This window comes from Actinomycetes bacterium (assembly GCA_024222295.1).
Classification (GTDB): domain Bacteria; phylum Actinomycetota; class Acidimicrobiia; order Acidimicrobiales; family Microtrichaceae; genus JAAEPF01.
Genome location: JAAEPF010000051.1, coordinates 154,770 through 167,577, shown reverse-complemented (window position 1 = coordinate 167,577; position 12,808 = coordinate 154,770). Strand labels below are relative to the sequence as shown.

General features: G+C 70.3%; 12 protein-coding genes and 1 pseudogene. 2 read left to right on the top strand and 11 right to left on the bottom strand.

Annotated elements, in window-relative coordinates; translation table 11 throughout:
* Position 1 precedes the first annotated feature (1 nt).
* From GY812_15210 to GY812_15175, 8 genes and pseudogenes are all read right to left on the bottom strand, one after another.
* On the bottom strand, positions 2-1,030 hold the full coding sequence (locus GY812_15210; GenBank protein ID MCP4436829.1) for a phospho-N-acetylmuramoyl-pentapeptide-transferase: 1,029 nt from the start codon (positions 1,028-1,030) through the stop codon (positions 2-4).
* A pseudogene (locus GY812_15205) lies at positions 1,027-2,495 on the bottom strand (UDP-N-acetylmuramoyl-L-alanyl-D-glutamate--2,6-diaminopimelate ligase). Before GY812_15205 ends, GY812_15210 begins: the two are co-directional and overlap by 4 nt.
* Positions 2,474-4,402 (bottom strand): penicillin-binding protein 2, encoded by a 1,929-nt coding sequence (locus GY812_15200; protein MCP4436828.1) that lies wholly within the window; start codon positions 4,400-4,402, stop codon positions 2,474-2,476. Before GY812_15200 ends, GY812_15205 begins: the two are co-directional and overlap by 22 nt.
* A gap of 248 nt (positions 4,403-4,650) precedes the next feature.
* Positions 4,651-4,923 carry a hypothetical protein gene (locus GY812_15195; protein MCP4436827.1) on the bottom strand — a complete coding sequence of 91 codons (273 nt, stop codon included), beginning with the start codon at positions 4,921-4,923 and terminating at the stop codon, positions 4,651-4,653.
* Between the two features lie 269 nt (positions 4,924-5,192).
* Entirely contained in the window at positions 5,193-6,143 is a 951-nt protein-coding gene (gene rsmH, locus GY812_15190) for a 16S rRNA (cytosine(1402)-N(4))-methyltransferase RsmH (GenBank protein MCP4436826.1), read from the bottom strand.
* 294 nt (positions 6,144-6,437) lie between these two features.
* A complete protein-coding gene (locus tag GY812_15185; GenBank protein MCP4436825.1) occupies positions 6,438-6,854 on the bottom strand; it encodes a hypothetical protein in 417 nt (138 codons plus the stop codon).
* Between the two features lie 191 nt (positions 6,855-7,045).
* Positions 7,046-7,744 (bottom strand): hypothetical protein, encoded by a 699-nt coding sequence (locus GY812_15180; protein ID MCP4436824.1) that lies wholly within the window; start codon positions 7,742-7,744, stop codon positions 7,046-7,048.
* Between the two features lie 31 nt (positions 7,745-7,775).
* Positions 7,776-8,636, bottom strand: a complete 861-nt coding sequence (locus GY812_15175) for an SDR family oxidoreductase (GenBank protein ID MCP4436823.1) — start codon at positions 8,634-8,636, stop codon at positions 7,776-7,778.
* 38 nt (positions 8,637-8,674) lie between these two features.
* Here GY812_15175 and GY812_15170 point away from each other — a divergent pair, with 38 nt between their 5' ends.
* The gene (locus GY812_15170) at positions 8,675-9,199 is read left to right on the top strand and encodes an NUDIX domain-containing protein (GenBank protein ID MCP4436822.1); all 525 of its coding nucleotides are present in this window, start codon (positions 8,675-8,677) and stop codon (positions 9,197-9,199) included.
* Here the strand turns inward: GY812_15170 and GY812_15165 are convergent.
* The 3 genes from GY812_15165 to GY812_15155 are packed head-to-tail and all read right to left on the bottom strand — an operon-like array spanning position 9,174 to position 11,456.
* Positions 9,174-10,271 (bottom strand): hypothetical protein, encoded by a 1,098-nt coding sequence (locus tag GY812_15165; GenBank protein MCP4436821.1) that lies wholly within the window; start codon positions 10,269-10,271, stop codon positions 9,174-9,176. The two genes, GY812_15170 and GY812_15165, sit on opposite strands and share 26 nt — an antisense overlap.
* Complete coding sequence (locus GY812_15160) at positions 10,262-10,516, bottom strand: hypothetical protein (protein MCP4436820.1); 255 nt, start codon at positions 10,514-10,516, stop codon at positions 10,262-10,264. Before GY812_15160 ends, GY812_15165 begins: the two co-directional genes overlap by 10 nt.
* 10 nt (positions 10,517-10,526) lie before the next feature.
* Positions 10,527-11,456, bottom strand: coding sequence for an ROK family protein (locus GY812_15155; GenBank protein ID MCP4436819.1), 930 nt, complete (start codon positions 11,454-11,456; stop codon positions 10,527-10,529).
* Between the two features lie 153 nt (positions 11,457-11,609).
* Here GY812_15155 and GY812_15150 point away from each other — a divergent pair, with 153 nt between their 5' ends.
* Complete coding sequence (locus GY812_15150) at positions 11,610-12,587, top strand: MoxR family ATPase (GenBank protein ID MCP4436818.1); 978 nt, start codon at positions 11,610-11,612, stop codon at positions 12,585-12,587.
* Positions 12,588-12,808: the final 221 nt, after the last annotated feature.

The following is a 12,808-nucleotide window of genomic DNA, read 5'->3' as shown; positions in this document are numbered from 1 at the left end:
GTCAGGTCAGGTCCCCGGCGCGCAGGAACTCCCGGTAGAACAGCGCTATGCCGAGTGCGGTGCAGGCCCCGGTGATCATCCAGAACCTCACGATCACCGTGGTCTCCGGCCACCCGCGCAGCTCGAAGTGGTGGTGGATGGGCGCCATCCTGAACACCCGTTTCCCGGTGGTGCGGAAGCCGACGACCTGGATGATCACCGAGACGGTCTCGGCCACGAAGATGAAGCCGACGATGGGAAGCAGCAGAGCCGTCGACGATGAGAGCGCGAGCGCGGCGAGGCCTGTGCCGATGGCAAGCGAGCCGGTGTCTCCCATGAAGATCTGTGCGGGGGCCGCGTTCCACCACAGGAACCCCGCACACGCGCCCATCATCGCGGCGGCCACGACGGCCAGGTCGAGGCCGACCGAGATCCCGTATCCGGGGTGACGGAAGATCCAGTAGCCGATGAACACGTAGGCCGCGAACACGAGGGCACCCGAACCAGCCGCCAGGCCGTCCAGCCCGTCGGTGAGGTTGACCGCATTCGACGCGCCGAGGATCAGCAGGATCGCCCAGACCGCCCAGCCGACTTCGCCGATCTGCCAACCGATGTCGTCCCACCGCGTGAAGCTGATGGTCGTCTGCACGTTGGTCTGCCAGAGCATCCCGCCGGCGAAGCCGCCGGCCACGACCAGCAGCCCGATCATCTTGGCCCGCTTGTTGAGGCCCAGGTTGCGCTCCCGCGAGATCTTCAGCCAGTCATCGAGGAACCCGACGATCCCGGCGCCGAGGATCGCCGCCATCGTGATGATGCCGCGCCACGTGAACACTGCGTCGTAGAGGTCGGACACGATGTAGCCGGCAAGGGCGCCCGCCACGATCGCTACCCCGCCCATCGTGGGTGTGCCTGCCTTGACGGTGTGTCCCTCGGGTACGTCCTCGTGGATCGGCTGGCCGATTCGGCGCCTGGTGAGGCCAACGATCAGGAACCGTGTGCCCCCCCACGACACGAGGGTGGCGATGCCGGTTGCGAGAAGGAGCCGGATCACGCCGGACTGCCCCGGTCGGCAGCGCCGTCCGCGCGGAGCAACTCGCGTGCCACGTCGCGGTCGTCGAACGGCTCGGTTCTGTCAGCGAAGACCTGACCCTGCTCATGGCCCTTGCCGGCTATCAGCACCACGTCGTTGTCTCCGGCCCGGCCCAATGCGGCGGCGATGGCTGCCCGGCGGTCTGGCTCCACAATCGGCTCACCGGTGCATCCTGACCGGATCGCCTCGATGATGCGAAGCGGATCCTCCGAGCGGGGGTTGTCGCTCGTCACAACCACGTGGTCGGCTCCCGAACTGGCCACCGCCCCCATCTGCGGACGTTTGGCCTGGTCTCGGTCGCCCCCGCAGCCGAACACCACCCAGACCTCACCACCGGGTTGACGTAGGTCAGAGGCGGCCACCAGCGCTGCCTCGAGGGCGTCCGGGGTGTGGGCGTAGTCGACGACCACCGTCGCCCCCATCCGGTTGTCCACCCGTTCGAACCGGCCGGGCACCTGTGCCGCGCTGCGGAGCGCCCGAGCCACGCCGGCAGGGTCGACCCCCACGGCCACCGCGGACTCGGCGGCCGCCAGGGCATTGGACACGTTGTGTGCCCCGGCCATGGGCAGCGCCACGTCCTGGCCACGCCAACGGAACCGGGCCGGCACCTCGTGCAGGTGCAACTCCTCGAGCGTCGCCACCGAGTACCCGACGACCGGAACCTCCACGCTCTCGGCCAGGCTGCGACCCCGTGGGTCGTCCAGATTCAGGACTGCCACCGCCGAGCGACCCGCCTCGAACAGCCTGGCCTTGGCCGCGAAGTAGGCGTCGGCGGTGCCGTGGAAGTCGAGGTGGTCGGCTCCCAGATTCGTGAAGACACCTACCGCGAAGTGCACCGAGTCGACGCGGTGCAGCTCCAGGGCGTGGGAGCTCACCTCCATCGCGACGTGGGTCACACCTCTGTCACGGGCCTCGGCGAGCTGCCGCTGGACCTCGGTGGCTTCGGGCGTGGTGCGAGCGCCGGTGAGCGTGCCCATCACCTCCACCTCGTGCCCGGTCTCGGCGAGGATGTGGCCGAGCAGCGACACCACCGTCGTCTTACCGTTGGTGCCCGTGACCCCGACCACGTCGATGGCGGCGGACGGTTCACCATGGATCGCGGCCGCGGCAGGCGCCATGGCGGCACGCGCGTCGGTGACCACGAGTTGGGGCACCGCGAGGTCGAGCACGCGCTGCACCAGCAACGCAGCAGCACCCTCGACGACGGCCTGGGCAGCGAAGTCGTGGCCGTCGTGGCTGGCACCCACCACGCAGCAGTACAGGTCACCCGGTCGCACCTCGCGCGAGTCATGGGTCGCTCCGCTCAGCACCACGTCGGGATCGCCCTGCAGGCGTGCCCCACACAACGCGGAAACGACCCCGGTGGTGACGGGGCCGTCGGATGCCGTAGGGGTGGAACCGCGCTCAGCCATCGGGCCCCCGGGATTCGCCGTCGGAACTCTCGCTGGTTCCGCGGTCGGATTCCCCGCTGGTCTCGTTGTCGGACACAGGATCCTCGGAATCGCCCGGGGACGTTTCCTCGTCGCCGGCGGGCGGCACGGAAGTGGTGGCGACCGAGGCAGGCGCGGCGCGCAGCCGGGTCGACTGTTGGCCGTCCTCCCCGTCGGCGCCGGGCACTGCGCTTTCACTCGGCGCAATGCCGAGCTCGCGGATCCCGAGGCGGGCCAGCTCGGAGAAGACGGGGCCCGCGCCGGTGGAACCGGTGAGGCCGTAGTCGACGTCCTCCAACAGCACGGTGATCGACAGCTGGGGATCATCCAGGGGCAGGTACCCGGTGAATGCGTTGAGCCAGTGGTGGTTGCCATCGGGCCAGATGTAGCCGTCCTCCGCGTTGGTGCGCTCGGGCGACGGCATGCGGCTTGTGCCGGTCTTGGCGGCGGCCGGGAAGCCCGGGATGTCCCAACGCTTCGCGGTGCCCTCGGTGAGCACTGCCCCGAGCGCCTGTTCCACCTGTTCGGCGGTCTGCTCGGAGACCACCCTGCGGGGATCGCCCTGGTCGGCCTCGACCAGGGTCCCGTCGGATCGTTCGACCCGCTCCACCAGCTGTGGTGCGACGTACATCCCGTCGTTGGCAATCACGTTGTAGGCCGACCAGAGCTGCACGGCGGTGGCGGACTGCAGGGTGCCGATGGCACTCGCGGCGATGTCGGGGCCGTTCCACAGGTCCGGTTCGGGAAGCAGCCCGGTGGACTCCGCGGGGTGTGCGATGCCGGTGCGGGACCCGAAGCCGAAGTCGACGAGTGCACCGTGGAGGCGTTCCCTGCCCACCATCTGCGCCATCTTGATCGTGCCCACGTTGGAGCTGTTGGCCACGATCTCGCGAACCGTCATCGCCTCTGTGGGGTGAGGATCGTGGTCCGTGAACGTACGGTCCCAGAGCTGGATGGAGCCGGGCACGCTGATGGCCGAGTCGATCCCCACGTGGCCGTCCTCGATGGCTGCGGACACCGGCACGAGCTTGAATACGGATCCTGCCTGGTGGGCGTCGGAGAACGCCTTGGCCGACGTAGCGAGGCGGAGCTGGCCGCTCTCGGGGTCCCGCTCCACGCCGGCCACTGCCAGCAGCTCGCCCGTGTTGGGTCGACCGACGATCGCGATGCCACCGTTCGCGCCGGCAGCCTGCGCCCCCCGCAGCAGAACCCGTTCGACCTCGTACTGCAGGGTGCGGTCGAGCGTGAGATGCACCGTGGCCCCGGCGACAGGCGAACTCATGACCTGCTCGGATCCCGCTATGACCTCACCGGTCGGGCTCTGTTCGAACACCTTCGCGCCGGCAACTCCCTGGAGTTCCTCATCGAGCATGCGCTCCACACCGGCACCCGGTCCGGGCCCGTCCGTGCCGAGCGTGCCCACGATCCGCAGGCCGGACTCCCCGGCGGGATGGACCCTGACAGAGGTGTCCTCCAGGACCAGCGCGGGCAGGAGTCCTTCTTCGGTGAGGACGCTGCGCGCCTGCTCGGCCTGCTCGGGCGTGGCCGCGTCGACCAGCTTCACCCAGGGGTCGTCCGGGCCGGAGCCATCGAGGCGGGCCATCAGCTCCTCCTCGGTGGCGTCGGTGATGCCGGCGAGCGAGGCAACGAACCGTCCTTCCGCCCTGGGGTCGTCGGCCGCCAGACGCCCCAGCGCACGTGCGTCAGCGGCAATCCGCACCCGTGGGAGCGATATTGCGAGCTCGGCGCCGTTGCGGTCGAGTATCGGTCCGCGAAGTGCCGCTATGGGGAACTCCCGCACTCCCTGAACGGCGCCGGCGCCGGCCAGGCTCTCGCCGTCGGACACGATGACCGCGAACAGCTTCCACAGGGGCACCACCGCCGCGAGGGCCAGTATCGCCACAGCCACCTTCAGGCGGCGCGCAAGTGCCGCTTCCTGGGAGGCGGATCCCCTGCCGGCGCCGCCTTTCCGCCCACGCCGGGCGGGCTTCGCAGCGGTGCGCTCCCTGGCCGCCCCGGCAGGGCGACGTGACCCGGAGCGGCGATCGCCGGTTCCCTTGCCCCTTGCGGCTCGCCTCGCCCCCGAGCCGTCGCGCGAAACATCGCCGCGACGCGGTCGACCTCGTCGGGCGCCGGTACTTCCCTTCTGGCTCAACCGCGCTCCTCCGCGGCTGCGTTCGCCGGATCAACCGGCGACACGACAGCGGAGGACGGAACGGCCACGACCGCGGCCGGCTCGATCATTCCGATGTCTGCGGCCGACTCGAGGATCTGCGACGGCGCCTCGGCCTCGGCCACCTGTGCGCGCAGCTCGGACTGGCGGCGCGACTCCTCGCTCATGTCGGCGCGGACGGCTTCCAGCGCGTCCTGGCCGACGACACGCTGGGCCTGCAGGCCGACGGCAATGGCGATCATCGCCACCATCGCCACGACGATGACAGCCGCGCTCGGGGCAAGGCGGCGTTGCGAACCGGCCGACGCGGCCCGTTTCGTACCGGCTGGGCCCCTGTCGGAGCGCGATGTCCCGGGGCGTGACCGGCGAGCGTCTGGCCGTGCGGTACGACCGGGCCCAGTCCGTCGCGATCCGTTGGCACTCTTCGTACGACGGTCACGCGCCCCCTGGGGGCCGCGGGCCTTGCGACGGTCACGCGGCTTCTCATGGCCGCGCGTCGATTCGCGGACCGCAGTCAGACTCACGACGCCCATCCGACTCCCCCGTCATCACCGTCGCCGGCACCGACACCCACGAGCTCCTCGGCCGCGCGCATGCGCACGCTCCTGGAACGCGGGTTGGCCTCGACCTCGGCGTCGTCGGGCTTCCATGCACCGCGCCTCAGCAGCTTGACCGTGGGAATGGCCCCGCAGACGCACTCGAGTCCGGGAGGGCAGGTGCAGCCGCCGGTCTCGGCTTCACGGAGCGCTCCCTTCACCATCCGGTCCTCGAGCGAGTGGTATGAGAGCACCGCGATGCGGCCGTGCAGGGTCAGCGAGGACAGTGCTGCGTCGAGCGCCGTCTCGAGCTCCGCGAGCTCGCTGTTGACCTCGATCCGGATCGCCTGGAACGTCCGCTTCGCCGGGTGCCCGCCCTTGCGGCGTGCCGCTGCCGGGATGGAGTTCGCCACGATCTCGGCGAGCTGTTCGGTGTCCGCGACCGGCCTGGCGTCCACGATGGCCCTGGCGATGCGGTCGGCGAAGCGCTCTTCGCCGTAGCGCGAGATGAGGCGGCGGAGCTGGGCGAAGGAGTAGTCGTTGACGACGCCTTCGGCGCTCAGCGGTTCGCGCCGGTCCATCCGCATGTCCAGCGGTGCAGCCGCGCGGTAGGAGAACCCGCGGTCGGGCTCGTCGAGCTGGGGAGAGCTCACCCCGAGGTCAAACAGCACGGCACTTGCTCCTTCTCCGGTCCGCTCAAGGACCAGTTCGTCGATTGCGGAGAACGGGCTCCGCACGATTTCGACCCGATCGCCGAAGCGGTCGAGTCGACGTGACGCCGCCCCGGTGGCGCGGTCGTCGCGGTCGATTCCCAGCAGCCGCAGCCCGGGGTTCGCCTCGAGCAGGGCCTCGGCGTGCCCGCCTCCGCCCAGGGTGGCGTCGACATAGAGACCGTCGGGCACGTCGGAGAGAACCTCGAGGACCTTCTCGAGCATGACGGGCCTGTGCGCGAAGTCATCCGGCACCGCCACTCCCCGCTGTGGACCGGGCTCGTGCGGCCGGGCTCACAGGTGCGGTCCCCCCGCTGGGCGGGACCCCGTCCTCGCAACCCCGCCGGGATGTCTCCCCGGTCGGGACGATTGGGCGCGGACGGAGTGCGGGGCCAACCGGTGCATGGGGCGGGACCCCGCCCACCGGGGGGACATTGGCACTCTGTGAGATGAGCGGAGCCACCCCGGGCGCGGCGCGGTGGGCAGCCGGGCCTGCAGGCAGGAGTGTGGGGAGGTGCATCACAACGCCTCCGAGAGCCGGTCGTCGAGGTCGCCGCCGCCAGCCATGTCGGACTCGATTGCCAGCCATGCGTCGCGGGGGTAGATCGCGATGTGGTTGCCCATGCCGATCAAGGCCACCTCGCGGCCGAGGTCGACCCGGTCCCGCAGCCGGGCCGGGATGGTGACCCGATTCTGGCCGTCGGGGGTGAAGACGGTGACGAACGACTTGATGTAGTTGAGCTCGCGGTTCGAGTAGTCACCACTGGCGGCCATGTTGCGCAGCACCTGCTCCCAGCGGGCGGGCTGCATCATCGCCACGAAGTTGCCCTGGAGCGTAAGGACTCCGCCTTGCTCGAACGCGCTGCGGAACGACGACGGCAGCACCAGACGACCCTTGTCGTCGATGTTGTGCTCGTTGTATTCCCAGAAGTCCACGGCGATTCTCCGGCGGGGCCGGTGATTGGCCAGTGCCACCACCTGTTTCCCCTGTGCTCCACTTCGAGCCACCGTATTCCACTTGCACCCACTTCGCACGAGTTTCATGCATGAAATTTCCGCACTGCGGGCGCGCGGCACCACAGAGGGTGATATTCAGGGAGTCGGCTCTCGCGCTGGGTGGTGCCGGGTCAGGGAAGTGCGGCTACGAGGCGCTCCACCACGCCCCACTGCGTGCCGCGGTCGAGCGGCGTCGCGGGGGGTGCGATGGCTTGCACACCTTCGACCAGGCGTGCCCGAACGGCGTCGGGCAACCCGCCCATGGCCGTGGCCAGCAGGTGAGGCTCCCAGCGCAGGTAGGCGACGGTCTGGAACCTGGCATGGGTTCGGGTGCGGCGCTGGGAGACCCCGACGAGCTTCCTTCCCCCGGCCACCACCTCCCCGGGCCCGACCCCGGCGAAGCACGCGACGGCGCCGAGGCGGCGATCCCGCATTGGGCCGGCGAACACCTCCGGCGGGACGTCCGTCTCCGCTGCTACGGCCGAGCGCCAGGCATCGCCCACCCAGGCTGACGACAGACCGACATCGTCGACCCAGAGCGGGTCGTCGGCGCCCAGCACCAGGTCCACCCAGACCTGCTGCGCCGGTGCGAGGTACACCGCTCCGCCACCCGAGCGCCTACGGGCCACTTCGAGGCCGACCTCCGGGGATTCCGGAGCCGGCTGCGAGCTGCCGAGCACCAGTGCGGGTGACTGCACGAAGTTCACGCGCAGCGATCGGCCGGGGCCCACCTCGAGTGCGTGCAGGGATCCAGCGGTTCCCTCGAACGCCTCGGCGGCCCATCCGCCCTTCGACTGCAGGGCGCGGGCGACACCGTCGGCCAGCGTCACTGGCGCAGGTGTCCCCGCTTCCAAGGCGAGGTCAGTCTTCCTCGGGAGTCCCGGCGATGGCCGCCTCGCCGAAGAACGCCGTGGCTGCCGGCTCGAAGGCGGGCCCGCGGCGCAGGTGGTGGCCGCCGTCGACGCTCACCGAGGTGCCGGTGACCCACGTCGACTCGGGCCCGAGCAGGAACCTGACGAGCGACGCTACGTCGCCGACCTGCCCAGCGCGGGCAACGGGCATGTTGTCGGTGTAGCTGTTCATCACCTGTTCGTCGTCCATGACCATGGACACGAGATCGGTCTCGACGATTCCCGGGCGCACCGAGTTGACCCTCACACCAGCACGGCCCAGTTCGTCGGCCGTGTTGCGGACCAACATGTCGATGCCTGCCTTGGACACGCAGTACGGGCCCATGTACGGATGGGTCACTGCGGCTGCGATCGAACTGATCGCCACCATCGATCCGCCGCCATTGGCCGCGATCGCCGCGCCGGCGTGCTTGAAGAGCAAGAAGGTGCCCGTGAGGTTGGTGGACATGACGTCCTCCCACTCCTCGAGCGGCGTGGAGACAATCGGGCCGAGCCCGCCGCGCCCGGCGGAAGCGACCGCGAAGTCCAGGCCGCCGGTGTGCTGGGACGCACGGGCGACAGCCGCTGACACGGCCTGCTCGTCCCTGGCATCGGCCACCACCCACGACACGTGCTGTGCGCTCGGGGCAACGGACTCGAGTTCCGCCGCCGCGGCCCGCAACCGATCCTCGGTTCGGCCACAGATTGTCACTGCCGCCCCGTCCGCTGCGAGCAGTCGGGCGCACTCGAGGCCTATCCCGCTTCCGCCGCCGGTCACGAGTGCGGCCTTGCCGGCGAGGGGAGCGCTGTCGGTACCACTTGGTGCGTTCATGGGCGGGCAGCGTAGCCCCACCGGCCTACGCTGCCGGAATGGTCAAGTGGCCGCGCCGCAGACAGGCAGCACGGGTGGTCGTGTTCGATCCCGCCGGACGCGTGCTGCGGATTTCGGCGCACGATGCGGCACGTCGATCCGACGGGCACTGGTGGGAGGTCCCCGGCGGTGGAATCGACCCGGGTGAGGACACCCACCATGCGGTGCGTCGCGAGCTCTGGGAGGAAGCCGGCATCGCGGACGCCGAGATTGGACCCGTGGTGTTCACCCAGGCCGTCGAGTTCACCTTCGGCGGATGGCACTTCGACCAGGACGAGTGGATCCACGTGGCCCGCTGCAGCGGGGAGTCGACCGGCCCGAAAGGTCTCGAGGCCCTGGAGGCCATGGCGTTCGGTGAGCAGCGCTGGTGGGAGGCCGAGGACCTGATCGCCTCGGGCGAGCGCACGATCCCCTACCCGCTGGCCGAGCACCTCATCGCACTTCGGGACTGGGAGTTGCCGCCTGAGCCGATCGACATCACGCCAACCCCCGACGAGGTCACTGCGTGGCGCGGCCAACCGTGACGCGGTCGACCAGGTGCGCTGACATGAAGGACTCATCGGGCGTGCGGCCGATTCCCGCACCGTCGGGCACGATCATCCGGCCCGCCGCCGAAGTCTCCAGGGGCTCACACACCTCCGCGGCCACATAGCGGTTCGACGGGCCCAGGTCGGTGGGCAGGGTGCAGCCGGGCAGCGCTGCCACCGCGAGCGCAGCCGCGCGCCCGATGCCCAGCTCGAACATGCCTCCCACGAAGCAGTCGACTCCCCGGGCTGCGCACAGCGATACCGCTGCTCCTGCGGCGGCCACCCCGCCGATTCGTGCCGGCTTGATGCTCGCGACCCGCATCGCCCCGGCACCGATCGCGTCGGCCACCGCGTCGAGTGACACGAGTGACTCGTCGAGCGCGACGGGGGTGCCGATCGATCCCGCAGCTACCGCCATCTCGCCCCACGGGGTGCCGGGGGCAAGCGGCTGCTCGACGTATGCCAGTTCGAGGGAGTCCACTGCCCCCAGCTCGGCCACGTCCAGGGACCCGTTGGCGTCGATCGCCACCGGTACGCCAACGGCGGACCGGACCGCCTGCACCGACGCAGCGATCCGGTCCGGGCCCGAGACCTTCAGTTTCACCATCGAGGCGCCCGCGCCGACCGCCGCGGCGGCCTGCTCGGCCAGCCACCCCGGCGACTCATCTGGTGCGGCCAGCACGGCAGTCCAGTCGGTGAGTGCGTTCGGCGTGGTGCCGGCGCTCGCGGCCAGATGGGCGACAAGGGAGATCCCTTCGCGTCCCAGTCGGAGGTCGAGCAGCGCATCGGCGAGCGCCGCCGAAGCTGCCGGCGCCGCGTACCCGGCAGGCATCCGGTCGGCGAGGCATGCCGCCGCCAGCTCGCCGGTCAACGCGGTCCAGGCGGCATCGGAACTCTCCGTCACGTACCCACCGCCGGACAGCGTGGGGCACTCGGAATGACCGACGCTGCCATCCGCGTCGAGCACCGCTATCAGGATGGAATCACGCCACTGCTGTGACGAGTTGGCGCTGCGGTGCGCGGACAGCAGTTCCACGCGCACCCGGGACAGCTGGATGCCTACGGCCACGTGCGGCACCACTCGAGGTACGACACGACGTCACGCGCCACCTGCGTCGGTGGAGCCGACCCGTCGCCTCCATAGGCGGTCACCATTCTGAAGCGGATGTAATCCTCCGGTGGCACCGGGAGGTGCGGAGGGGTCGACCACCACCTGGTCGGAGCGAGCCGGATCGCCTGGCGGGCCGCCACCCACCAGAGCGACGGCCGGGGCAGCACTGCCAGGATCACGGCGAGCAGGGTTCGGAACTCCACGGTGGCGACCCTACGCGCCCTGCGTTGGCCCGGAACGGTGCGCGTCACGCTCGCAGCGATCCAGTAGCTCCCAACCGACTGCCGCTGCACCGAGCAGGGGCCCGTCCGCGCCACAACCGGCCGGACGGATCTGCGCTCCGCGTGCGAACTCGATGCGCGCCACACGGTCCAGTTCGGCCTGGGCGGCCTCGAAGAACGGCTCACCGAAGCCCAACGCGACAGATCCCGCCACGACCGCCAGTCGGAGGTCGAGCAACGAGCACACGGAGCCAACCGCCCTGCCGACCAGCCTGCCAGCACGCACGCGAACATCGAGGCCGGCCTTCCTGGCCGGCGCACCCGTGGCCTCGGCAATTGCCGTGCCGGAGACCTCTGCCTCCAGGCACCCCCTCGACCCGCACACGCACCTGCGTCCGTTCGGATGCACGATCACATGGCCTATGTGTCCGGCGTTGCCGTGGTTGCCGTCGAGAAGCCGGCCATCGAGCACGATCCCGCCGCCGACCCCGGTGGACACGACCATCGCGAGGTAGTCCCTCTCCCCCTGCGCCGCGCCGTGGCGACCCTCACCGAGCGCCAGGGCCTTGGCGTCGTTGTCGACCCGCGCATCGAGGCCGAAGCGTTCGCGCAGCCGCTCCCCGAGCGGGAAGCCGCGCCACTGTGCGATGTTGAGTGGCGACACGGACTGCGCGCCCGAGTGCGGATGGGTCGGCGACGGCCCTGTCATGGGACCACCGCAGCCAACCCCGATGCACAGCGGCTCACGCCCGCAGTCGGCCATCGAGTCCGCCAGCACACCCGCAGCCCTCGAGAACAGCTCCTCGCCATCGGCTCCGCCGGTCTCGACTCGGTGGCGGGCGAGCACGGTGCCCGAGGCGTCGACCACTCCTGCTTCGAGTTTCGTTCCGCCGACGTCGAGCGCCGCCACACAGGCGTCCATGCCCACAACGCTAGACCGGCTCCGTCTGGCACACTCATGGGGCGTTGCTCAATGTGGCTGCACCGGTGCCACACTGGCATTCCGCGATGCGGACCCGGTCCTCCACCGGAGCGAGGCAGTCGCGGGTCAACGGGGAGAGGGAAAGAGGCCCAGATGACCGTCACGTCGCAAAACCCGGGAACGCAACCGGCAGCGTCGGGCGCGTTCGGGGAAGCGTTCTCACGGATCACCGCCTCGGTGGCCCGTGCCATCCGGGGCAAGGACGACGTGATCCGCGCCGCGCTCACCTGCCTGCTCGCCGAAGGCCATCTGCTCGTCGAGGACGTGCCGGGCGTCGGCAAGACCAGCCTCGCAAAGGCGCTTTCGAGGGCACTCGGACTCGAGTTCGGTCGCGTGCAGTTCACACCGGACCTGCTGCCCGCCGACGTGGTCGGCGCCTCGGTCTGGCATGCCCACGACGGCAGCGTCGAGTTCAAGCCAGGGCCCGTGTTCACGAACCTGCTGCTCGGCGACGAGATCAACCGCGCATCGCCGAAGACCCAGTCGGCGCTGCTGGAGGCAATGGAGGAGCGCCACGTCACCGTCGACGGCGCCACCCGGGCACTGCCGCGGCCATTCATGGTGATCGCCACTCAGAATCCGCTCGAGCACCAGGGCACGTTCCCGCTGCCAGAGAGCCAGCTCGACCGCTTCCTGATGCGACTGTCGATCGGGTATCCCGGCGCAACCGAGGAGAAGGCCCTGCTGATGGAGACCCACCACGACCAGTCCCTTGAGCGGGTCGCGCGAGCCGTGTCGGCGACAGACGTTCCGGCGATGATCGACGTGGCCCGCCGGGTGCACGTGGCAGACGCAGTCGCGGGGTACGTGGTCGACCTCGCCGAGCGCAGCCGCAACCACGCCGAAGTCGTCCTGGGGGTCTCGCCCCGGGCGGCGCTCGGGTTGCTCTCCGCATCGAAGGTGTGGGCTGCCACCGATGGCCGCGACTACGTCACACCCGATGACGTGAAGAGGCTGGGCGATGCGGTTCTCTCGCATCGGATCGTGCTCGCACGCAGCGCCGTCGCCCGCGGCGCAGACGCCGGTGCCTTCGTGAAACACCTGCTCGAGAGCACACCCGTACCGGGCTGAGCGGGCGTCCGGGCCGCTGATGAGACTGTCCCTCCGCAACCTCGCGGCCTGCACCGTGACGGCGGCAGCCGCGCTGGTGGTCGCTTGGCTGTTCGGCCTGCCCGAGCTGGCCGCCCTCGCTGTCGCCGGTTGGGTGGCGCTCGGGGCCACCGCCGCCTGGGTCCGCCTGGCCCGCGCCCCGCAGCTGCGCGCCACCATCTCGCCCGCCGCCTGTGAACGCG